Origin of the sequence: Xanthocytophaga flava (assembly GCF_030068545.1) — a bacterium.
In the GTDB taxonomy this organism is placed as follows: domain Bacteria; phylum Bacteroidota; class Bacteroidia; order Cytophagales; family 172606-1; genus Xanthocytophaga; species Xanthocytophaga flava.
In genome coordinates, this window is the sequence record NZ_JASJOR010000039.1 from 57167 (window position 1) to 79915 (window position 22749).

Annotated in this window: 19 protein-coding genes and 1 pseudogene; 15 read left to right on the forward strand and 5 right to left on the reverse strand. The window is 37.8% G+C overall.

The genetic code is table 11. The features are described 5' to 3' along the window. Positions 1 to 10: 10 nt before the first annotated feature. The 9 genes and pseudogenes from QNI15_RS34515 to QNI15_RS34555 all read left to right on the forward strand — a co-directional run bounded on the left by QNI15_RS34515 (position 11) and on the right by QNI15_RS34555 (position 11642). Positions 11 to 2167, forward strand: coding sequence for a xanthine dehydrogenase family protein molybdopterin-binding subunit (locus QNI15_RS34515; RefSeq protein WP_314036390.1), 2157 nt, complete (start codon positions 11 to 13; stop codon positions 2165 to 2167). 518 nt (positions 2168 to 2685) lie between these two features. Further along, positions 2686 to 3291 carry a TetR/AcrR family transcriptional regulator gene (locus QNI15_RS34520; protein ID WP_313999316.1) on the forward strand — a complete coding sequence of 202 codons (606 nt, stop codon included), beginning with the start codon at positions 2686 to 2688 and terminating at the stop codon, positions 3289 to 3291. Between the two features lie 109 nt (positions 3292 to 3400). After that, entirely contained in the window at positions 3401 to 4720 is a 1320-nt protein-coding gene (locus QNI15_RS34525) for a TolC family protein (protein WP_313999317.1), read from the forward strand. A gap of 29 nt (positions 4721 to 4749) precedes the next feature. Continuing rightward, positions 4750 to 5799 (forward strand): efflux RND transporter periplasmic adaptor subunit, encoded by a 1050-nt coding sequence (locus tag QNI15_RS34530; RefSeq protein ID WP_314036392.1) that lies wholly within the window; start codon positions 4750 to 4752, stop codon positions 5797 to 5799. Between the two features lie 25 nt (positions 5800 to 5824). After that, positions 5825 to 8971 carry an efflux RND transporter permease subunit gene (locus QNI15_RS34535; RefSeq protein ID WP_313999322.1) on the forward strand — a complete coding sequence of 1049 codons (3147 nt, stop codon included), beginning with the start codon at positions 5825 to 5827 and terminating at the stop codon, positions 8969 to 8971. 403 nt (positions 8972 to 9374) lie between these two features. Then, positions 9375 to 9743 carry a hypothetical protein gene (locus QNI15_RS34540; RefSeq protein WP_313999325.1) on the forward strand — a complete coding sequence of 123 codons (369 nt, stop codon included), beginning with the start codon at positions 9375 to 9377 and terminating at the stop codon, positions 9741 to 9743. Between the two features lie 65 nt (positions 9744 to 9808). Next, a pseudogene (locus QNI15_RS34545) lies at positions 9809 to 10312 on the forward strand (flippase-like domain-containing protein); the annotation flags it as partial. Positions 10313 to 10615: 303 nt separating this feature from the next. Next, on the forward strand, positions 10616 to 10882 hold the full coding sequence (locus QNI15_RS34550) for a phosphopantetheine-binding protein (RefSeq protein WP_313999327.1): 267 nt from the start codon (positions 10616 to 10618) through the stop codon (positions 10880 to 10882). A gap of 97 nt (positions 10883 to 10979) precedes the next feature. Further along, positions 10980 to 11642: a leucine-rich repeat domain-containing protein gene (locus tag QNI15_RS34555; protein WP_313999328.1), complete on the forward strand. Its 663-nt coding sequence runs from the start codon at positions 10980 to 10982 to the stop codon at positions 11640 to 11642. 21 nt (positions 11643 to 11663) lie between these two features. Here the strand turns inward: QNI15_RS34555 and QNI15_RS34560 are convergent, their stop codons facing one another. Then, positions 11664 to 11978 (reverse strand): winged helix-turn-helix transcriptional regulator, encoded by a 315-nt coding sequence (locus tag QNI15_RS34560; RefSeq protein ID WP_313999330.1) that lies wholly within the window; start codon positions 11976 to 11978, stop codon positions 11664 to 11666. Positions 11979 to 12058: 80 nt separating this feature from the next. Here QNI15_RS34560 and QNI15_RS34565 point away from each other — a divergent pair, with 80 nt between their 5' ends. Then, on the forward strand, positions 12059 to 13165 hold the full coding sequence (locus QNI15_RS34565; RefSeq protein WP_314036394.1) for an alkene reductase: 1107 nt from the start codon (positions 12059 to 12061) through the stop codon (positions 13163 to 13165). 44 nt (positions 13166 to 13209) lie between these two features. Here QNI15_RS34565 and QNI15_RS34570 read toward each other — a convergent pair whose 3' ends face one another. The 3 genes from QNI15_RS34570 to QNI15_RS34580 are packed head-to-tail and all read right to left on the reverse strand — an operon-like array spanning position 13210 to position 15232. Then, complete coding sequence (locus tag QNI15_RS34570; RefSeq protein ID WP_314036396.1) at positions 13210 to 13584, reverse strand: hypothetical protein; 375 nt, start codon at positions 13582 to 13584, stop codon at positions 13210 to 13212. Positions 13585 to 13629: 45 nt separating this feature from the next. After that, a complete protein-coding gene (locus QNI15_RS34575; RefSeq protein ID WP_314036398.1) occupies positions 13630 to 14328 on the reverse strand; it encodes a metallophosphoesterase in 699 nt (232 codons plus the stop codon). Positions 14329 to 14362: 34 nt separating this feature from the next. After that, complete coding sequence (locus tag QNI15_RS34580; RefSeq protein ID WP_314036400.1) at positions 14363 to 15232, reverse strand: SDR family oxidoreductase; 870 nt, start codon at positions 15230 to 15232, stop codon at positions 14363 to 14365. Positions 15233 to 15461: 229 nt separating this feature from the next. Between QNI15_RS34580 and QNI15_RS34585 the strand changes: the two genes are divergently transcribed. Then, complete coding sequence (locus QNI15_RS34585; protein WP_313987964.1) at positions 15462 to 15674, forward strand: hypothetical protein; 213 nt, start codon at positions 15462 to 15464, stop codon at positions 15672 to 15674. Between the two features lie 101 nt (positions 15675 to 15775). On the opposite strand, the gene QNI15_RS34590 is transcribed toward QNI15_RS34585, so the two are convergent. After that, complete coding sequence (locus QNI15_RS34590) at positions 15776 to 18505, reverse strand: alpha-L-rhamnosidase (protein ID WP_314036402.1); 2730 nt, start codon at positions 18503 to 18505, stop codon at positions 15776 to 15778. A 298-nt stretch (positions 18506 to 18803) separates the two neighbouring features. On the opposite strand from QNI15_RS34590, the gene QNI15_RS34595 reads away from it, so the two are divergent. The 4 genes from QNI15_RS34595 to QNI15_RS34610 all read left to right on the forward strand — a co-directional run bounded on the left by QNI15_RS34595 (position 18804) and on the right by QNI15_RS34610 (position 22094). Then, entirely contained in the window at positions 18804 to 19997 is a 1194-nt protein-coding gene (locus tag QNI15_RS34595; RefSeq protein WP_314036404.1) for a tetratricopeptide repeat protein, read from the forward strand. Between the two features lie 33 nt (positions 19998 to 20030). After that, the gene (locus QNI15_RS34600) at positions 20031 to 20237 is read left to right on the forward strand and encodes a hypothetical protein (protein ID WP_314036406.1); all 207 of its coding nucleotides are present in this window, start codon (positions 20031 to 20033) and stop codon (positions 20235 to 20237) included. A gap of 62 nt (positions 20238 to 20299) precedes the next feature. After that, the gene (locus tag QNI15_RS34605) at positions 20300 to 21496 is read left to right on the forward strand and encodes an RHS repeat domain-containing protein (protein ID WP_314036408.1); all 1197 of its coding nucleotides are present in this window, start codon (positions 20300 to 20302) and stop codon (positions 21494 to 21496) included. Then, positions 21474 to 22094: a hypothetical protein gene (locus tag QNI15_RS34610; RefSeq protein ID WP_314036410.1), complete on the forward strand. Its 621-nt coding sequence runs from the start codon at positions 21474 to 21476 to the stop codon at positions 22092 to 22094. The genes QNI15_RS34605 and QNI15_RS34610 overlap by 23 nt, the downstream gene beginning before the upstream one ends. Positions 22095 to 22749: the final 655 nt, after the last annotated feature.

A 22749-nucleotide genomic window follows, 5' to 3' on the forward strand; every position in this document is an offset into this window, starting at 1 on the left:
TTTTATGCCTATGGATACTCTCACTGTTGATACATCCCGCCGCCATTTTTTGAAACTTACAGGCTTGCTAGCCATTGGTTTTTCTCTTCCGGGACAAGCCAGTTCAGTATTGAATAAAGTTGAACATATGGCAGCAGAGCTTGAACTGACTCCGTTTATTCTGCTAACCAAAGAAGGCAAAATCACCCTATTTAATACCAGTCCGGATATGGGACAAGGAACATGGCAGTCTGTTCCTTCATTATTAGCAGAAGAACTGGAAGTAAGTCTTACAGATGTTGAAATACGACAGACAGCAGGTTTGGCTAAACACAGAATGCAGTTTTCTGGTGGCTCCAGTTCAATTAGAGCACAGTGGGAACCTCTGCGTAAAGCAGGGGCTGCGGCTCGAGAGATGCTGACTCAGGCAGCAGCCAATATATGGAAAGTACCAGTGAGTGAATGTTATGCCAAAGAAGGAAAAATTTACCATAAACCTTCCAATAAAAGCCTGAGTTATGGAGAATTAGTTGAACAAGCGTCCAAACTGGAAGTACCAAAAGAACCGAAACTCAAAGATCCGAAAGACTTTAAAATATTAGGCAAAGTGTTGCCAAGGCCTGATGTTTCCTCAAAGACAAATGGAACTGCCCTGTTTGGCTTAGATGCGAAAGTGCCAGGTATGTTATATGCGAGTATTCAACGATGTCCGGTTATACATGGCAAAGTAGTGTCCGTTGATGATGCAGAAACTAAAAAGATTCCGGGTGTCAAAAAAATACTGCGAGCTGAACGAAAAATGCCACATAAAACAGTTGAAACAGTAGCTGTACTAGCAGACAATTACTGGGCAGCCCTGCAAGGTAGAAAAGCACTTAAAATTCAGTGGGATAATACAGGGTACGACAAAATCTCCACAGATGACTACTACACTAAATTACGTCAGGCAGCGAAAGAACCAGGTAATGAACTGAAAGGAAAAAAGGGTGATGTAGATAAGGCATCGGCTACAGCTGCTAAAAAGCTGGAAGCACAATATGAAACCCCCTTTGCTGCCCATGCCATGATAGAACCTGAGAATGCAATAGCATGGGTTCAGGGTGATAAAGTAGAAATATGGGCACCCAATCAATCACCTGACTGGCTGATTGGCCAAGCCTCTGAATATCTTAAAATTCCTAAAGACAATGTAAAGGTAAATACATACTTCATGGGAGGATCATTTGGAAGGAAAGCCTACTTTGATTTTATCATGGAAGCCATTAATCTTTCCAAACAAGCCAATGCTCCTGTAAAAGTGATCTGGACTCGGGAAGATGATATCACACAAGGCCCTTATCGTCCAGGTATGTTAGATGCATTACGTGGTGGATTAGATGCCAATGGTAAAGTTATCGCATTTGAACACAAAGTAATTGGAGAATCCATACAAGGCCAAACCAATAAAAAAGATTTTTCACAAACTGCCGATGACTGGATGCATGAAGTAATCAGTGAAGAAGACAGTCCCTATGCAATCCCTAATCGTAGAGAAGCCACTAAAGTTATTTCAACAGATATTCCAATTGTCTGGTGGAGATCAGTATACAGCTCAACCAATGCATTTGGACATGAATGTTTTGTTGATGAACTCGCCCATGCAGCCAAAAAAGATCCTCTTGTATTCCGGCAGGAAATGCTTCATGAAGCTCCACGCTTTGTCAATGTATTGAAGTATCTTGCTGAGAAAGCACAATATAAACTCAAGCCAACTTCCAATCAGGCAATGGGTATTGCTATAGCACGTTCATTTGGCTCTATTGCGGCCTATGCCATCACAGTATCAAAAGCAGGAAAAAGTATCAAAATAAATAAGATAGTAGGAGTCATCGACCTGGGTATGACTGTAAATCCGGATAATGTCAAAGCACAAACAGAAGGAAATGTTGTGATGGGACTGTCTGCTGCTTTAAAACCGGGAATTACATTTAAAAACGGACAATGTGAGCAAACCAACTATCACCAATATTCTGTACTTCGTATGAATGAAGTCCCTCCTATTGAGATTCATGTTATGCCAAGTACAGAAAAACCGAGCGGTGCTGGAGAGCCAGGTCTGCCTCCTGTAGCTCCTGCTCTATGTAATGCCATTTTTAATCTTACAGGAAAGCGGATCCGTAAACTACCTTTTGATATTGATATGATATAAAACGCTATGCGCTTTGTGGGTTAAAAAACCATCCATAAAGCGCATAGTTTATTTTATGAATCTCCCCTATGCTAATTGAGATCTCAATATCTATTCAGTTACATTAACTATTTAGAACTTTATACGATACCATCTACTATTCAGAAAAGTAAAGTTCAGACTATACAACAAAAGAAAGCTTACTGAAAGATACTTTTTTTTAACTACTCCCAAGTTTCATCTCTACTTCAGGCCTATCAGTATCTAAGGGGTATTCTTAGTGATATCTATTCCAATGGAATATCAGATCAAAACTCGAAACTTTTAATCCTATCAGCTTGCCCAATTAAATAAAGGCTCACTATTTGTTAATAAGTTTCAGATTGTACAGATGACCGTCATCTAGTATTAAAACTGCATAAAAACAAGGAGATATTATATTAATCAAATAATTTAATCAATTGATTAAATTATTTGATTAATACTTTTGCTTAAACCAAAAAACACTTTTACATTTGTTTCATCAATTGATTAAAACTATGAAAGAGACAGCCACAGCGGAAGAACGGATTAAGGACGCAGCACAAAAAGTATTCCTGGAAAAAGGATTTGATGGCACAACAACGCGAGATATAGCCAAAGAAGCAGGGGTAAATAGTGCGTTGATGAATTATTACTTTCGGAGTAAAGAAAAGTTATTTTGCTCTGTATTCTCTGATATGTGCCAGTTATTTTTCCAGGGAATGCAAGATATACTTACCAAACCTCTGGAACTAAAAGAAAAAATAGCAGAGATTATTGATCATGACTTTAACATGTTCAAAAACAATCCGGATCTATCACTATTTATTTTGAATGAAATCCATAGAAACCCGGAAAGAGTAATGGAAGCAATTCCAATCGCCAAACATATCGTTCATGGCATATTTGAAGAACAATTAAGAGATGCGATAGCACGTAAGGAAGTACGTAATGTAGATGTCAAAAGCATATTTCTTATGATTATTGCCAATACACAGTTTATTTTTCAATGTAAGGCAATGCATATGCACATGTGGCAGGTAAGCGAAGAAGAATATTATGCGTTTGCCGACAAACACAAGAAGCTCATTTGCGACATGATTATATCTTATTTATTTATCTAGACCTATTTTGCAGTGAGTCATATAAGATGACTCATTTTTTTACCTTCGTTTTAATCAAATGATTAAATCAGTTCATTAAATCAAAGTATTAAACAAAATCAATCTAACCATGCAATTTTCACGTTGGTTTTTATTTTTTATTCTGGGTTTATCGGGAGGACTCGCCTATTCCCAAGAGCTTACGCTAAATCAATTAATTGATAAAGCACTACAAAGCAATCAAACTATACAAATTTCTCAGATAAGTGAACAACAGACTGCAGCACAGATCAAATCTGTAAAAGCAGGTGCACGACCTCAGGTAAATGTAAGTGGCGATTACAAACGCTACATAAAAATTCCGGGACAGGTAGTCCCTGCTTCAGCATTCGGAGGTCCAGATGGAACATACACAACATTAGCATTTGGATTGCCCTATAATCTATCAACTTCCTTGCAAGTAAGTCAGGCAATCTTCAATCCATCTATTGGTATAGGACTTAAAGCAGCTAACTTAAGTCTGGATCTTTCCAAACTCCAAACTACTAAAACTAAAGAAGATGTTGCTTACAATGTATCAGTAACCTATTACAATTTGCAAAGTGTTACGCAGCAAATTGTTTTTTTACGCAGCAACTTGGCTTCTACAGAAAAACTTATCAAGGTAACTGACTTGCTATACAAGAACCAACTCTCACAAGGTATTGATGTAGATCGTCTGCGTATTACTCATACACAAACCAAAACTCAGTTACAATCACTGCAGGCCTCAGAAGAGCAACTTATCAACATGCTCAAATTCCTGACAGGTACACCACAAACTGACTCATTAAAAGTTCAGGTAGCTATTGACGAACAAGCTATTCAGCAAGCTTTGCTACAACAGGAAACTGTAAATCGTACAGACCTTCTTTTACTGGATCGCCAGAAAGCATTAAATGAACTTAATCAACGTAATACCAAAGCGGGCTTTATTCCTACTTTATCAGCCTATGGAGTAGCTAATTCTACTTTTTACGGACAAGGGGGCGAAGATGGAGTATTCAAACATGTACCAGGCTATTGGGTAGGCCTCCAACTGAACTGGAATATATATGATGGATCTGCCAGACGAGCAAAAATCAGCAGTCAGCGTGCAGAGAATAATACACTAAATCTGCAAATGCAACAAGCGCGTGAATCTATTTCGATGGAAATGAGAAATGCCCAGAATAAGTTTCTGGTAGAGCAGCAGAATCTTGCATCCAGTCGCGAACAAGTAACACTGGCAGACAAAGTATATACTCAGTCTCAACTTCAGTTTAAAGAAGGTACCAGTTCTCTCACAGATGTCATCCAGGCAGAAAATTCTCTTCGGGAAGCTCAAAACAACTACTTGAATGCACTAGTCAACCTACGATCAGCAGAGCTAGACTGGAAAAAAGCATCCGGAAATCTTATTGCTAAATAATTCTACTCAAACATACAAAACAACAATATATGAAACGCATTATCACAAGTATAGCTATTATAGCTCTTTTAGGTCTCACTGCATGGAAACTGGTAAATAATAAGGAAGCCGTTGCAGACAAAGTATACCGCCCAGATCCCAACCTGAAGGTAGGGGTAAAAACTGTAAAAGCTCAACTACAGAATCTAACAGAAGAAGCACAATTTTTAGGAGCATTTTCTCCAAACCGTAAAATAGAAATTCGTCCACAGGCAGGCGGAGAAGTACTTCAGCTGCCGATAGAGGAAGGTCAAACTGTACATACAGGACAACTGATTGCCAAACTGGATGACGCTCAGTTACGCTATCAGTTAGAGGGAGCACAAGTAAGTCTGGAAGGATATCAGAATGACTTGAAACGGTATGAAGTCTTGGTAAAGGGAGATGCTGTTCCTGCTATTAATCTGGAAAGAACGCAATTAAGTATTCGTTCCACACAAGCTCAAATCAAACAATTAAAGAAACAGCTTGATAACACAACCATTACAGCTCCTTTTGCAGGTATTATTACTTCCAAAACAGTAGAAAAAGGCTCTGTAGTATCGGTGGGAAGTCCTATCGCTACACTGGTAGATATATCTCAGTTAAAACTGGTAGTAAATATTCCAGAAAATGCAATTAATCAGTTTCACACAGGTCAAACAATCTCTGTAAACACCGAAGTATATCCAGCTGCTGAATTCAAAGGTCGTATTACCATGATCGGAGCGGAAGGAGATGCTGCACACAATTACCCTGTAGAAATCATTGTTCCCAACTCTGATCAAAACCCATTGAAAGCAGGTATGTATGGAACTATATCCAATGCAGACAAACGCAAAGCACAGGCACTGGCGGTTCCTCGTCAGGCAATTGTAGGATCGGCAAAGAAGCCACAATTGTATGTGGTTGAAAATGGAAAAGCAGTATTACGTTCTGTTGAAATTGGTGCCACTACCAATGAATACTTTGAGATTACCAAAGGTTTGAAAGAAGGGGAACAAGTAGTTACCAGCGGTCAGATCAATCTTCGTAATGGAGTGCCTGTTATAGCTCAATAATTTTTTCGCTTCAAAAAGCAACACTATGAAATTTGTAGAATCCCTTATCAAACGTCCATCCATTATTATAGTATTGTTTGCTATACTAACCTTGGGTGGGTTATTCTCATACAACATGCTTAGTTATGAACTGATGCCTGAGTTTTCAGTTCCTGTAGTTACCGTCACTACGGTGTATCCTGGTGCAGCTCCTTCGGAGGTAGAATCTGAAATTAGTAAGAAAATAGAAGATGCAGTATCTGGCCTGGACAATATTGATGATGTTACTTCCAAATCGATGGAAAATGCATCAATTGTAATCATTCAGTTTAAGGCAGGGACAGATATAGATATGGCACTGGATGAAACACAACGTAAGATCAACAATATGGTCAGCGACTTGCCGGATGATGCGGAAACACCTTCGCTTTCTAAAATATCTCCGAGTGATCAACCTATCATGCAGTTACTTGCTACGTCAAACCTTCCTAATGAAGTATTCTATCAACAGGTTGAAGATCGTTACTTACCTGTTTTACAACAGATTCCAGGGGTAGCAGAAATTACTATGGTTGGAGGTGATCAGCGTCAAATCCGTGTCAATGTAGATGATGATAAACTGAACTATTATGGTCTGTCTTTATTACAAGTAACCCAAGCTATTGGGCAAGCAAACATGGATTTTCCTACTGGTAAAGTAAAAAATGCCAGCGAAAATATCACCCTCCGTCTAGCAGGTAAATTTACTTCACTGAATCAGATTCGGGATCTGGTTATTACAACACCTCCACAAGGGAGTCCTATTCGTATAAAAGACGTAGCAACAATCACAGATGGATTGGCTGATCCTGAAAGCATTAGCCGATACAATGGTCAAAATGGTATTGGTCTATTTATTAAAAAACAGTCAGACGCCAACGCAGTAGAAATTAGTCGTTTGATGCAGGAAAAACTAACCCTGATTGAAAAAGAACATGCAAATGAAAAAGTGCACTTCACTATTGCGTATGACAGTAGCACCTTCACACTAGAATCAGTAGAAGCGGTAACACACGACTTGATTCTGGCTGTTGTACTAGTGGCTGTTGTTATGCTACTCTTCCTGCACAGTTTCCGGAATGCATTCATTGTTATGGTGTCGGTTCCTGCTTCACTGGTATCAGCATTCCTATTCATGTTTGTGATGGGTTACTCCCTCAACCTGATGACATTGCTGGCACTTTCTCTGGTGATTGGTATTCTGGTTGATGACTCGATTGTGGTACTGGAAAATATTCAACGCCACCTGGAAATGGGCAAGAATCGCTGGCAGGCAACCATTGACGGTATTAATGAGATTGGTTTCGCTGCGGTAGCTATTACACTGGTGATTGTGGTAGTGTTTGTTCCCATTACACTCGTTAACTCTGTAATTGCAGATTTATTACGCCAGTTTTCATTGACAGTAGCGTTTGCGACAATGGTCAGTCTCTTAGTCAGTTTTACGCTTACTCCCTGGTTAACTTCTATGCTAGGTAAACTGGAACATCTCGATCCTAAAAATCCGTTTCAGGCTTTTCTACTTTGGTTTGAAGGTATCCTGACAGGTCTTACCAAATGGTATCATAGCAGTTTGGATTGGGTGATCTCTCATAAGTTGGCATTTACAGGAATATTGCTTGTATTATTTATTGCAACAGGCTGGGTGATGGGACTAGGTATTATTGGAAGCGAGTTTGTGGCTCAAGGTGATCAGGGTAAATTTCTGTTGACTATGAAACTGGATAAAAGTGCATCGTTGGAACAAAATAACCTGACAGCTCGCACTATTGAAGAATATATGCGCAAGAAGCCTGAGGTCAAGGCCATTTTTGCTAACGTAGGTGGAGCTAGTACAGGCATGAATAGTACCGGACAAGGAGAAACCAATCGTACAGAGTTAACAATCGAACTGACTCCTGTTGAAGAACGGGCAGGACATATTGGTACAGAGAAGTATATGATAAATGTACGGAAAGAGTTGCAAGAGAAATTTGCGGGGATTGAATTCAAATCAGCAATTGTCGGTATGGTAAATACAGGCTCCTCTCCTATTGAGATTTTCTTAAGTGGTGATAATGTAGAACGCAATCTGGAAGCAGCCAATAAACTGGCAAATAACTTGCGTAGTATGCCTGGAGCGAATGACGTTAATATATCTGTAGAGGCAGGAAATCCGGAAGTTCAGGTAGAAATTGATCGAGAGAAGATGGCAAAGCTAGGATTGAATATACAAACGGTAGGTGCTGTACTTCAGAATGCGTTTGCAGGTAATGATGATTCAAAATTTCGGGATGGCGGCGAAGACTATGAAATTCAAATTATGCTGGATGCCTTTGATCGTAAAAATCCGGAAGATGTAAAGAACATCAACTTCTTCAGTCCGTTGGCAGGTCGTCCGGTTCGTTTAGGAGAATTTGCCAAAGTATCACTAAGCAATGGGCCATCCATTCTAGAAAGAAAGAACCGTCGTTCATCTGTAACTGTAACTGCCAATACATTAGGTATAGGATCAGGTACATTGATTCAGAAGATACAGGAAGATCTTACTAAAAACCCACTTCCGGCAGATGTAACCCTAACCTGGGGAGGTGATGCCAAAAATCAGAGTGAAGGATTTGGATCACTGGGAATTGCTATGCTAGCAGCTTTATTACTGGTATACTTCATTATGGTGCTTTTGTATGATAGCTTTATTTATCCGCTTGTAGTACTGTTTTCAATCCCTGTAGCTGTGATTGGTGCATTGCTGGCGCTGGCGCTCTCATCTTCCAACATTAGTATTTTCGCTATGTTGGGTATGTTAATGTTAATTGGTCTGGTAGTAAAAAATGCGATCTTGATTGTAGACTTTGCCAATCAGCAGAAAGCCAATGGAACGCCGTATCGGGATGCCATTCTACATGCAGGAGAAGAACGTTTACGCCCGATCCTGATGACAACCATCGCCATGGTAATTGGTATGATTCCTATCGCGATTGCCAGTGGCGCAGGTGCAGAATGGAAAAACTCACTGGCATGGGTACTTATTGGTGGATTAACCAGCTCTATGTTACTTACAGTATATCTGGTACCTATGATTTATTATGGAGTAGATCGTTTTAAAGAAAAATTCCTTTCTTCTAAAAAATCCGAATCAGCTATTTCAGCTAATCCATCTGTGTCTAACGCATAATACACTCAACACCTGGAGTATGTCAATTAAGTCATGCTCCAGGCATTTAAAGAATACTATAAACTATTTGAAAATCAAACACCAGATAAAATACGAGCAACCTAAAATATAAAATAAGTTATTATTCAAAATTCATACAGCTGTAAAGAACAATCTCTGATACAAATTCTGCTTTACCATTACCGACCCTTTTTTCCGGGAATCTGTACACACAATACACCAACAACTAGTAGCAGCGTTTTCCTATGTAGAAAAATAAGAGAAGTTAATAAAGCATTATTACACTATTATTTTAGAAGAAAAGTTATTTGAACTGGTATTTGAGGAGGAGTCCAAGCATTTTCTCGGAAAGCTCTTAGATACAATAGAGTCAAATAACTCGCTGCTTGAAAAGATTGCGAAGTTGGTAGAGATTGATGCAGAGCATTATCTGCATAATAGTTGTGGAGCGTCAGTGCCTATGTTTGTTTTTTATGAGATGGCACATGATCCGAAATTGGCAGCAAGACAGATGCGTTTTAAAACAGGTATGACCAAACGTATTAGGGATGCTTTTGGACAACAGATTAAATTAGAAATTGAGAAAGGAACTATCAGCCCTATTGATCCAAGCGACTTGTTTATCAATATTATGGGACTGGTTCTTATGCCATTTATGGCAAAACCAATGCTTCAGATTATCCATACTTGGGATGAAGAAGCTTTTAGCCAAGTCGCAGAGAAACGGAAGAAAGAAGTAACCGAATTTATTATCAATACCATCAAGATTTGATTTTTTTTGAACGTTATTTAACCATCCGATTAAACTAAAAAGTTAATCCCAAATTATTTTGGCTATTTGGAGCATTTGTACTTTTCAACGCCTCAAAGATTATTAGGGCTTTGCGTTTACAGTATTACTGGGATGCTATAGATATATACATATCACCAATCTATAATCTAAGACTGTGTTATGTAGGTATGTTTTATAATCTGCTACTTCCGGGAGGTATAGGTGGAGATGGCTATAAAATATGGCTTCTCGGAAAGAATCAATCAGTGTCTTACAAGAAGTTGATTTCTGCAACATTGCTCGACAGAATAAGCGGATTATTTCCACTTCAACTACTATTATGTCTGCTTCTGCTAAAAATGGGTTTTATACATGGGTGGTATCTGTTAGTATTGGTATTTGGTCAGCTAATTATTTATTTAGCAGGTAGAGCATTGGTACAATTCTTTTTCAATGATTTTGTCAAAGTATATCATACTACTAATTTATTGGGAATGTTGGTTCAGATTTTGCGGGTGACAAGTGTGCTTTTTCTTGACAGGCACAGGATATCAAGACACATTATGTAGAATATGTATTCTTATTTCTGCTATCGTCAATTATGGCAGTTCTGCCACTTACTATAGTAGGTATACTAGGTAGTCAGTAGATTCAGAAAAGATGATATCGTTGACACCTTTATTCTTTACTATTACAAGTATCAGGTCGTTAACAGGTATATTTTTAAAAACAGAACTTTTTGTTCAACCCTTGAAAAACAAGTCTTTACATAAAACATAATCTACTGAGCAAATTATTTGTAATAAATAACCGTATAAAATCAACTTTTAATTGTCTAACAGAATTAATAGTAATACCTAACTTATAAAACTATGATACAAGTGATTAAAGATCGGGTTGAGTATAACCTACAGCATCATTTTTTAATTCGCCAGGCACGCCTTAACCCTGAGTACAATTTTAATAAACTGGGTTTAAGTCCAATGGAAAAACTGGAACTGCTATTATATATTGAACGAGAATTTGGTATTGAATTCTCTGAAGAAGAAATCCATTCTATTGGAACCGTATCAGACTTAATTAAACGTACGGACTGGCATTACTCTCAGCAACATCATTTCCATGAATGGTCCAATTAGATCGGATCTTCATTCTTATATATATTAGCACAGGTAGTAAACCTGTGCTTTTTTTCTACCTAACATCTCACGTCACTCTATATTATCTGCAAAGTATATGTCATATACGCCACAGGAAAAAGAGAATGTATTTCGCCTTCTACAATCTGGACAGACAGAGAATATTGAGTTAGGTCTTGAAATTGCAAAGTCTCTGGAGATGAACATTCAGGATTTCATAACAGATACAGAGATTATTTATGAGTGGCTGATGACAGGAGTAGGTTATCAGGCATGGGAAATGTCATTGACAGACAGATTCAGAATAACATATGCTACACATTTAGTAAGTCTTTCATTCTTATTTATTTATGACATACCTGCAGAAATCAGACATATGACTCAACTCACAGAGTTACATTTGTCTGATAACTATATTAAAAGCTTACCTTTAGAAATAGGAGCATTAATCAATCTGAAAATAATATCCCTTGCCCGCAATCAACTCAATAGCCTACCTTCTACATTTTTCAGACTTAAACAACTGGAATTAGTAAATCTGGAAGGCAATGAACTCCAGAAAATACTGATAGAGATTGGGAACATGCACTCTCTGCAAATACTTAATCTACAAAATAACCAGCTTACTTATTTACCAGAAGAAATAAGAGAACTTACAAACTTATCTATGTTGGAACTTTCCGGCAATCCAATGAATACCGACATCGTTACACAAATACAGTCATGGCTACCAAATTGCATGGTCATGTTTCCACAATAAGTCCTTTAGATAGATCTCTTGTTATCCAATAAATCGTTGCAAACTTACAAAAATGTGAGTTACCTGTTCTCCTTTTTCAGACAGATTGTACTCTATATGCAAAGGCTTTTCCTTTACTACGGTCTTTGTCAGAAGTCCAGCTTCTTCCAACTCTCTTAAAGCCACAGCCACAGACTGCTTACTGGAACCAGGTAGTTGACGCAACAGGCTATTGAACCGCAATGGCCCTTGTATAGCCAAACGAAAAATCTGCGGTTTCCACTTCCCTGAAATTATCTTCAGAATGCCTTCAGCAGGACAATGTTCCGAATTTTCTTTTAAATGTAGAGTAGTCATCTTTTGTTGACTTATTGTACCTGGAATGAATTTGTTACAGCTTTGCAAAAACAAATTTACTTATCCAATTTCAAAAAACTATGACAAGCTTAAGCATGCAACATCTGTTTGAACCGATATCGTTCCATGGGATCACATTATCTAATCGTATTGTAATGGCTCCCATGACTCGCTCCCGTGCTATTGATTCCATACCTAACGACTTAATGGCGACTTACTATACCCAGCGAGTGTCAGCTGGTCTGATTATCACAGAAGGTGTCTCTCCCTCACCTAATGGATTAGGTTATGCCCGTATACCGGGTATCTATACAGATGAACAAATTGAAGGGTGGAAAAAGACCACCAAAAGTGTGCATCAACAAAACGGGAAGATTTTTATTCAGTTTATGCATGTGGGCAGAATCGCTCATCCAGCCAACATGCCTGAGAAATCGAAAATACTTGCTCCTTCAGCGATAGGAGCTCAGGGACAAATGTGGACTGACGCTCAAGGTATGCAACCTTTTCCAGTACCTATTGCCATGAGTCAATCAGATGTAGCCGAAACTATTCAAGAGTTCGCTCAAGCGGCAGAAAATGCGATCCGGGCAGGATTTGATGGTGTGGAATTACATGGAGCGAATGGGTATCTGCTTGAGCAATTTTTGAATCCATATACCAACACACGTAATGACTCCTATGGCGGTAGTATTGAAAATAGATGTCGCTTTGTACTGGAAGTAACGCAAGCTGCAATTAGTCGCGTTGGGAAAGACAAAGTTAGTGTAAGGATTTCTCCTTTCAGCACCTTCAATGACATGCCAGCTTATTCAGAAACTGTTGCTACGTATGATTATCTGTCACAGGAACTCAATAAATTGAATATAGCCTATTTGCATGTAGTAGAGTATGCAGCGCGGGCAACGGAACAAGGTCAGCAACTTAGTAAGACTATTCGCAGCAATTTTAAAGGAACCCTCATACTAAATGGTGGGTATACAGGTACCAAAGCGGAAGAAGTGATAGCTTCCAAACAGGCAGATCTGGTATCTTTTGGAACATCCTTTATAGCAAACCCTGACCTCCCTTATAGGTTGCAACATGGTATTCCATTGGCACAGCCAGATTCCAACACATTCTATACAGCAGATGAAAAAGGCTACACAGACTATCCTGTTAACGAAGCTTCTGCTTATACAGCCTAGAGAATAAGTGGCAGTGCATTTTAATAATAGAGTGTACTGCTTTACTATTTCTTCTTCTGGGCATCTTTCCAGATTGGAACATAATCGTATGTAGGATAAAACTCTGTTTCAAATGCACCCCATGCACCCCTTTCAATAGAAAGGTTGAGTGTACGTAAGTCATGTGCAGGTATTTTTACTGTTACCACCTGTCCTATACCCATCATCACATACCAGGATATAACCCTTGCAGATTTTGGAGGAAATTGCTCTGCAAACTTGTTCTTTCGCTGAATAGCCTGTAGAGAATCCAGATTTTTATCCTGCTGGTGTTTAAGAAAGATTGTGATCATGATACTATCACTTACAGACTTGGTTTGTTGTCCAAAGGCCGCCAGCGACAAAAAAATGACACAGACGAAAATCAGAATTGATTTCATATAGTATAGTGATTTGTGTTATACATAAACTCAGAGTATTGTCCACTATAAACGGTTTGCTTGTAGTAACTCATCCTCAATAGTCAGGTATTCACCTGATGTTCCCAGTGTATCAGCAAAAGCTACCTGATCTATGATGGCTAGATTTGTTTGTGTTGTGTGCCCAACAATCTGTATATATCCGTCCAGTTTATCTGCAAGCAGGCTAGCTGGCCTCACCCATGTGGGAGGTTGTGTTATATCATCCCCTGAAAAGTCACAATTAGGACCAACTGTAAACCGAAATGCATCAGGCTGTTTTCTAAACAGTTTATTCACAAAGTCACACACCATATCACTTTGTACATACTCTTCCCCAAACTGACTTTGGTACCATGTCTTGGTTACTCCGGCATGACTAAACAAAAATGAGTGCATAGAAAAACACATCTGCATCAGATTTTTTTGCAAAGCATTATGAATTATCTCCTGAACAGCCTTCTGACAAGAGTACCGAAATCCTGAATATTGTTCATTTATAATATAATGTAGATCATGATTTCCAAAAAGAAGTACTACCTTTTCAGGAAATTGCTCTTTAAAAGATAGAATTGATTCAAAGTTTCGAAGTTCTTCAGAACACGTTATATCCTCTCGTGAATCAAAATAATCTCCCAGAAAGATAATTCTGTCTGCCCTCTCTTTAGCAACTATCTTTTTCCAGATAGTGCGTCCATGTATATCTCCGATTGCCAGTAGTTTCATCTGATTGAAGTTGTTATATGATTCACCTGGAGCTTCAGGAATTTCTGGCGTATTCAGCAAGTGTAATCTCCTGCTTACCTAACAGGTCCCAGGTTTTCTGAGCTCCAAATTTCTCAGGATACTGGTTAAGTGCCTCTATAATATTTGCTCCATAATTCAGCGTATTGAAAAATTTCCCTAAAAAACGAAGAACTCTCATTGGTAATTTGAGGATATACAGTTTGCCTTTTGGATAATTAGCAGCAACTATCCGGGCAGCTTCATCCGCTGTAAATCCTTCAAGTCCCTGCACAATGTAATCCTGACTGCCATTATTTATTGTGAAAGCTTTTACCACTTGTCGGGCGTAATCCTTACCAGCAATCAGATACATCGGAAACAACGAATTACCTGCCAGGTTGATACGATTACCTTGACGGTATGCTCCTTTGTCGAAACTTTCCATAAAAGTAGAAGGATAAAAAATAGAATAGCTTAATCCGCTTTCTTTGATAGATTGCACCGCTTTTTCTTTAATCTCAAAAACCCACCAATTAAATCCATTGTGCCCTTGGCAGAAGTGCACCAGAGAAGATACATAACCTATATGGGAAACAGAAGACCGTTTTGCAACCGCAAGAATAGTTTGTAAACCTTCTCGTTCTGGCTGGAAGTCTTTTTTTCTACTTTTGGGAGTAACAGAAAGATTCAAATACAAGGCATCTTGTCCTTCTTGTAATAACTCTTTTATACTGTCCGCATTCTTTATATCTCCTTCAACAAGTCGTACAGCAGACCCAAAGATGTTCCTGGCTTTTCTACTATTACGTACCAGGAGAGACACTTCAAATCCTTGTTCAATAAATGCCTTTGTGACAGGTTGTCCCAACATTCCGGTTGAGCCTATAATTGCAATTCTGTGCATCGAAGTAATAAATTATCTCTTCTATCAAAAATAGAAATTTTATCCTGAGACATGGTACTCTCTTCACAAATACATTGCTTTATATACTAACAACTTAGATTTATTCTCATATATGGTAACTTGCTAACATACAATTATTTCCTTTTTGTAAACAATCGTCCTTGCTCTTGACACAGGAAATAAAAATCTCTATTTTGCCACCGTTCATTAATCCCAACCCATTTTTGCTATGAATATCAATCTTGCTGTTGACAAAAGCTACGAAGGAAAAACCTTTAATGAAGTAGCAAATGCACCTGTATCAGCTCTGTCTGGTGTAACTGAAAAAGATGCCCAACTTTTAGAACAAGCCTTTGGCGTTAAAACAGTAAGCGATCTTGCTAAATTGAAGTATGTTCGCTGGGCACAAGCCATTGTGACACTTGCTGAAACAGAACAATAATTAGCCAAAAAGACTTTTCCTAAAAATAAAATCACCTGTCAGCTAAAATCCAGTAGGATAGAAACGGACAGGTGATTTTATTCGTGGTATATTTTATAAACTCATCGGATCTCGAACTGATACTTACCAGACTGAAGCTGGTAACTCACCTGATTTTCAGCTAGGCTCAAAATTATAATATCCTGAGAACTCTCTTTTACCGGAGTTCTACCTTCATAGATCTTATTCCCTTTTCTTATAGGTAGTGTCAATGTAGCCGTTGCATTAGACGGTATAACTACCTGATAGATAATCTTCTTACCAGATCGTTTCCAGGAAGACACTATCTTTCCATAAAGACTCTCATGTGTTGCCTCAAATTGGTTCAACCCTTCTGTAAAATGAGGGGTTAACAGTATATTTTTAAAACCCGGCCATTTAGGATCTGGCTTTATGCCTCCTAAACCTTTATATAACCAAGCCCCAATTTCACCAAACATAATATGATTCAACGAAATGTCTGACTGAGCATCAATAGCCCAGTTTTCGTATAGTGTAGTAGCGCCATTTACAATCCACCAACCCCATGAAGGGTAACTTTCCTGAGCGGCGACCTTATAGGCAATATCTGCATACCCATTTTCACTTAATGCATTTAATAATGTCTTTGTACCCAGTAAGCCTACATCCAGATGGAAATTATCTGCCTCAACCCGTTTTGCCAGATTGGCAGCGACCTTGCTTTTGAGTGATTCCGGAACAATTCCCCAATATAAGGGTGCACTTAGTTCTGTTTGTAGTCCACTGCCATAGATTCCGGTTTCCTTATTGAGATACTTGGCATTGATTGCATTCTGGATTTTTGTTGCCAGTGCCTGATAGTATAGTGCATCATCAGACTTACCCAATATATTCGCAGCTTTAGCCAGGATAGAAGCATCTACATAATAATAAATGGAGGATGTTAACTCTACCGGAGACTGTGACTTCACAGGCACCCAATCTCCTAATCCCCAGGAGGTAAGTCCGGAAGGGCTCATCTGCTCAATGTGATTGACATATCGTTTAATATTGTCATAGCAATCGTTTAGCAACCGGGGATCACCATAGAATAAATAAATATTCCAGGGAATAATAGCAATAGTACTGGTCCAGTCGGGTCCGTTGGCCCATTGATATCCCCAGCCACTGGTAGGAATAATGGCAGGTAATACGCCATTCGCTTGTTGTTCATCGCGATGGTCAGCCAGCCATTTTTCATAAATCGTAATTCCATCAAATCCATATAATCCGGTTTCGATAGCAATGTGTGCATCTCCAGTCCAGCCATTTTTTTCGCGTTGCGGACAGTCTGTAGGATAGCCAAACAGGTTAGATAAATAAGCATTATTAGTAGCCCAGCTAATTTTGTCTATTACCGGGTTTGAAGACTTGATAGTACCTGCTACAGGTACATCACTATGCATAAAATATCCTGTCAGGCTGGATTGTGTCAGTGTAACAGGAGTGGTACTGGTTACTTCTACATACTGAAATCCTTTGTAGTTGAAGTAAGGCATAAACGATTCTTCACCTGAACCTTTTAATGTAAAAATATCAGTCTGAAAAGGATCAGACTGATCTGTTGGACGATAGTGTACATCAATATTTGACATGTCTACATGTCCATTAGGATATAAGCGTTCACCATGTTTCAGTCGTAGCACAGTACCAGATGGGCCTTTTACTTGTATTCGACTTACTCCGGCAATGTTACGTCCCAGATCAAAGACATAGGTAGTATCATTCAGCTGTTTGACACTTTTTGCAGGGATGGTTTCTACATTTCGGATAGGATGCAATACCTGTGCAACGATATTTTGTGAAGGTGCAGCCCGAAGTTCTATTCCGTTCCATTTTGAATCGTCGAAAGCAGCGGTATTCCAGCCTGGTTGTTCGAGACGAGCATCATAGTGTTCAGCGGTATAAATACTATTAAATATCAAAGGACTCAACGAAGTTTTCCATTCTGCACCAGAGGATACGGTTTCAACCGATCCATCTTCATAGGTAATCCGCATATCCAGACAGAAGGTAGGTCTACCACGCCAAGGAGCCTGATGAAAATACCATACAGCTGTAGACTGATGGTTATACCAACCATTACCTAATAATATACCTACTGCATTTTTCCCATTCTGCAGATGAGAAGTTACATCATAGGTAACATACAAAGTCCGGCGGTCAAATCGTGTATACATAGGATCCAGTCGATGATTGCCTACTTTTTTACCATTGATAGAAAGTTCATATAATCCACCAACTGCAATGTAAGCTCGTGCAGATTTTATTTTCTTGGTGATCTCAAATGTCTTTCTGAAATACGGAGCAGGTTTTCGTGTTACATCATGTCCATCACTGATCCACGCACCCTGCCAGCTTTTGGAATCCATTATGCCTGTTTCAAAAGAAGCAACAGCAGAAGAGCCTATTTTCTCATGGTTTCTGCCCCACACTTCCACCAACCAAAAATATTTAGTAAAAGGAGTTAAGGATTTCCCACTGTATGCTACCAATTGTACATCGCCCTTGCTCTCACCGGAATCCCAAATACTTCCCTCACCTTTGCTAACAGCAACCGAATCTGTCCCAACCAAAATACGATACGCTGTTTGCTGAACACCTCGCTTATCAGTATTCAATTGCCAGGCTAATCGGGGATGTATAGCATCAATCCCAATTGGATTAATCAGATATTCACATTTTAAAGAGACTACTCTTGGAGAATTTGCAGCTCTGGACAATAGTGGAAACCAGGAAAAAACTACAATAAGAACACAAATTGCCAAAATAGGTTTGTTATACTTTTTCATTAATAATAAATAGATGATAGAACGTAGATTATTAAAATGCACAGACTTTTATCAAATGTTATTGCTATATAGGTACCACGCCCCAAAACGTGCCTGATTTATTTCTAAATTGAAAACAATAACTAAAAATGCAGTATTGCACAACCTTTTAGCATGACATATACAACGTTTATCCCACGTAATATATAACAGTATTCTATACATAGCTTTTAGCTATCTTCCGAGTATTATTGTCAAACTTTCACTCAAAAGTACTATCAGTGCTAAGATTTAGTAAAACTCCATCTATCGACAAAATATGATAAAAAATTTTACGCTACTATCCTGTTGTGTAGGTATTCTTTTTTTGCTTGGCTGTGCCCCATCCGAAATGGAAAAAGAAAAACAGTCAACACGTCAATTTTCAGTACAGGAATATGAAGCCTTTGGAAAAAGAATTGCTGAAAAAGTAAATAAACGTCACAGTGATACACTCAATCAGTTATTTGACCTTGAGTATATGCTGGAGAAAATGACAAACCAATTACAGAAAAATCAATATCAGAAGATTACACAGGAAATTATCTTCAAGGAAAATTTTAAGAAAAAAGTTAATCCGAGCAGCTTTATTATCAAAGAACTCCGAAAAGGCTATGGCCGCTATCAGTTTCTGCGATTTCACCCACGTCAAGGGGTTCCTCATTTGCTTTTTAGAATGACATCTGAAGAAGGAATCAATTATCATGATTATGAGGTACGTATCATAGATAATGAACTTAGGTTGACAGATTTATTTGTATTTCTTTCTGGTGAGTATCTATCTGAAACATTAAAGGGAACTTTCATAAACTTATTATCACAGCAAAAACAACAGAAAATAATAGAACCAGAGCTGGATGAGCAATTGGGAAATATTCAGAAGCTAAAACAGGCTATTGATAGACATGATTACGAAGAAGCATTGCAATTCTATAACTCTCTATCAATCAAAACACAAAAAAGCAAGACATTTATGTCCTATAAGCTTTTAATAACAAGCAATATTAGCTATGAAATGCATCAAAAGGCCATTGCAGAATATGAAAAATTGTTTCCGGATGATCCAAGTCATTACTTGATGGATATTGAAAAATATTTATTACAAGGTGATGCCAAAAACATACTCTGGAGTGTAGACAAACTTGATCGGACTATAGGAGGTGATGAATACCTTAATCTATATAGAGGATTAGTCTATTCTATCACAGAAGACAAAGAAAAAGGCTTAACACTGGTAAATAATTATATTAGAAACAATGTAAAAGATCCAGATGGCTACTGGATGCGATTTCAGATTCATGTGCTATTGGATGAACCAGAGGATGCAGTCAAGACAATAAATGATATCAATCGATACACTTTGCATTCTCGCATGTTCATCACGGAAAAGATTGAAAAAAACTTCCCTGATTTTGCAGAATCTTCTCACTTTATGAATTGGAAAGAAGACTGGATCAAACGACACAATGAGTGAAATAAGTGGAGAGCAGAACAATAACTTCATTCTGTGCGATTTCATTTATATGATAATCTAACATCAGCTATAAGTTTATTCTCAAAACTATTTGGAACAAAAGACAACACACCTAAAATACAGAAATTTGAAAACAAACCTGTTGAAAAGGAAAAAGATTCAGGCACATCCTGTATGCTGTTGTATGCATCTATTCCACAATTTGATGCAAAATCACTGGAATCCCACATTCAACAATAACTAACTGATAATCGATAATATTTCACCGCGGTCAAACAGGAGAAGTGTATCAGTTATCAGACATGGCAATAGACAGCATTTCACCAAATACATGTCGAATAGAGGAGATTCCCTATCAGACGCCTGTGTTGGCAAACCGTCAGACAGGAGGCAAGAAATACGAACTGAAAGATCATCTGGGTAACGTGAGGGTAGTGATTTCTGATCAGTTGGTTCAGGAAGGAAATGAAGTAAAAACAGAGGTAATAAGTTATTCTAATTACTATCCGTTTGGGATGGAACTACCAATACTACAATACGCTCAAAATCAGCAATATAGATTCGATTTCAATGGAAAAGAAAAAAACCGGGAATGGATAGGATATGACTTCGGATTTAGAATATATAATCATAATATTGCTAAGTTTTTATCAGTTGACCCATTAAATGATAGATATCCATCTGTATCTTCTTATACTGCATTCCTTAATAATCCCATTGGTGTTATTGATCAGAAAGGAGATAGCGTTGCAGGTAATGGAGCCCTTTATTTTACTTATAAAGCTGCCATTAATGTACCAATTGCTGCTGGTCTACGTCGTATTCAAGCAAGTACAGATGAGCATATCTTTATTACTATTGATGATTTTTCAACTCGAGAAGCTGGCAATGGAAATGGGGCAGGGGCTGTTACTTATTCAGATATAACAGGACAGAACGGGCCTCAGTCAGCCTATTATGATGCTGTAAACCAAACTATCAATGTTCCTGTCCATGCCAAAGGAGTGGATATAGCCTTACGTAATTTTGCTGGACTTGATCTTTCTAAAATCCGTACCAATGTTGTACATCTTATTTCAGTTAATTCAAATGTCATTAATAAAGAGATGCTATTGGAAAGTGACAAAAATGTTAGAGTCGCTATTGAAATCTTTCTTCATGAAGTTGTTGCACACATTCAAGGAGATGATCCTGGTGGTGCAAAAATCGAACATGGGTGTTTTGGCGCCACAAATAGTATGTATATAGGGGGAACTCCTGATATACCAACTGCAAATAGTCCTGCCTTTATTCTAAAAACAGAGATTGATGGTCTTCATATTCTTGATAAGAATACTCGAAAATTATTTATTAATCTAGGAAATACTTATCAAAGAATTGAAAATATGGATCAACTTATAAATCCAGATGTTTATCAAAAAAGAATGGTTGATCATTTAAAAGAAAACTTACCTAAACAAGTTCATAAACAAATAGATGAAGCCCATCCTGATTTATAGTCTCTTCTTACTTGTTTTTATCCACTCTATATCTTGTCTAACAAAGAATAAATATAAAGAAAAACAAAATGGTTTTACTATAAGTAAATCATGCCTCTGCTCTCCCCTAAAGGGCTGGAATAATACATTTAGGAAAAATATCGTATATAAATATGACGCTAAACCTATCAAAATTAATGGATTATCTTACCATCCAATCACCTTTGACTATAAAGGAGCAGGAAAAGGTCCAAGTGGTTATTTACGAGCAAGTCAAGATACATTATTTTGGCTAGATACTTCTTGGGAAACTAGAAGTACGTTTTTTCATGACAAATTAAAGAAAGAGCAGATATTTGCTCTTTTAAGTCCGAATTTAGGCTATACATGGGAATTATATACATCCTCTTTTTTACTTGGTTCTAGCAAAATCGAATTAAAAGAAGTAATCCGATTGAAGAATGAAGAGATTTATACGTACGAGTTTAATGTTGAAAATATTTCTACTCTGGGCAGCGATTATTTGATAATACAAAAAATGACTATCTCAAAAAAAAGAGGTATAATTAACTTAACACTTCAATCTTCTAGTGGTGCAACATCCTTATGTACATTCTAGATTACATTTCTGCATAAGACGAACCTATACGAAATAGAAGTATTTTACTTGGTATAGGCTCGTCTACAGCTTGATTATTTCTACAATAGCTTGATACTAATCTAACAGTTTACAGACTGAGCATCACTTTTGTAAGTGATTAGATCAAATTTTAACTAATCTAACACAATCTCATTTTTGATCATTCTATTTTCATATTTTTCAATAGATTTATACCAATCGGCTTTCTTTAACAGTTCAAGTAGTATTTTATTTTCCTCTGAATTATCTGTAAAAAAAAAGGCTCATTGTTCAAAATATACATAAATGAATACAATCTGCCATTTGCATATCTAATACCCCCTTTGTTAATAATGCTGTATACATATAGACCATCACATCCTTTATGCCCTTTTTTAAAAATGTCAAAATTATACCCATACCTACTTTTTTTCGGACTGGAGTATCCTCTTATCGGAAATCTTTGTTGAAAAGCAAGCTGCAAATACTTTTTTTGACTCCTATTAAAATATTTATCCATAGAAAGAAATTACTCTACCCGAGGAAAACTAGCAATAGAAAACAAAAAGGTTGAAATTTGGAGCGACCAAGCCACCAAACCAACCTTTGAGGATGAAAACAATCATCAGTGAGCAAGTTATCAAAATTTTAGACA

What these genes read in the sequence shown, in the direction of transcription:
- QNI15_RS34555 (WP_313999328.1), top strand. Translation starts at nt 10,980, where the DNA reads ATGTCATATACGCCACAGGAAAAAGAGAATGTATTTCGCCTTCTACAA.
- QNI15_RS34525 (WP_313999317.1), top strand. Translation starts at nt 3,401, where the DNA reads ATGCAATTTTCACGTTGGTTTTTATTTTTTATTCTGGGTTTATCGGGA.
- QNI15_RS34610 (WP_314036410.1), top strand. Translation starts at nt 21,474, where the DNA reads ATGAAGCCCATCCTGATTTATAGTCTCTTCTTACTTGTTTTTATCCAC.
- QNI15_RS34535 (WP_313999322.1), top strand. Translation starts at nt 5,825, where the DNA reads ATGAAATTTGTAGAATCCCTTATCAAACGTCCATCCATTATTATAGTA.
- QNI15_RS34580 (WP_314036400.1), bottom strand. Translation starts at nt 15,232, where the DNA reads ATGCACAGAATTGCAATTATAGGCTCAACCGGAATGTTGGGACAACCT.
- QNI15_RS34560 (WP_313999330.1), bottom strand. Translation starts at nt 11,978, where the DNA reads ATGACTACTCTACATTTAAAAGAAAATTCGGAACATTGTCCTGCTGAA.
- QNI15_RS34595 (WP_314036404.1), top strand. Translation starts at nt 18,804, where the DNA reads ATGATAAAAAATTTTACGCTACTATCCTGTTGTGTAGGTATTCTTTTT.
- QNI15_RS34530 (WP_314036392.1), top strand. Translation starts at nt 4,750, where the DNA reads ATGAAACGCATTATCACAAGTATAGCTATTATAGCTCTTTTAGGTCTC.
- QNI15_RS34520 (WP_313999316.1), top strand. Translation starts at nt 2,686, where the DNA reads ATGAAAGAGACAGCCACAGCGGAAGAACGGATTAAGGACGCAGCACAA.
- QNI15_RS34570 (WP_314036396.1), bottom strand. Translation starts at nt 13,584, where the DNA reads ATGAAATCAATTCTGATTTTCGTCTGTGTCATTTTTTTGTCGCTGGCG.
- QNI15_RS34515 (WP_314036390.1), top strand. Translation starts at nt 11, where the DNA reads ATGGATACTCTCACTGTTGATACATCCCGCCGCCATTTTTTGAAACTT.
- QNI15_RS34550 (WP_313999327.1), top strand. Translation starts at nt 10,616, where the DNA reads ATGATACAAGTGATTAAAGATCGGGTTGAGTATAACCTACAGCATCAT.
- QNI15_RS34565 (WP_314036394.1), top strand. Translation starts at nt 12,059, where the DNA reads ATGACAAGCTTAAGCATGCAACATCTGTTTGAACCGATATCGTTCCAT.
- QNI15_RS34605 (WP_314036408.1), top strand. Translation starts at nt 20,300, where the DNA reads ATGGCAATAGACAGCATTTCACCAAATACATGTCGAATAGAGGAGATT.
- QNI15_RS34585 (WP_313987964.1), top strand. Translation starts at nt 15,462, where the DNA reads ATGAATATCAATCTTGCTGTTGACAAAAGCTACGAAGGAAAAACCTTT.
- QNI15_RS34590 (WP_314036402.1), bottom strand. Translation starts at nt 18,505, where the DNA reads ATGAAAAAGTATAACAAACCTATTTTGGCAATTTGTGTTCTTATTGTA.
- QNI15_RS34575 (WP_314036398.1), bottom strand. Translation starts at nt 14,328, where the DNA reads ATGAAACTACTGGCAATCGGAGATATACATGGACGCACTATCTGGAAA.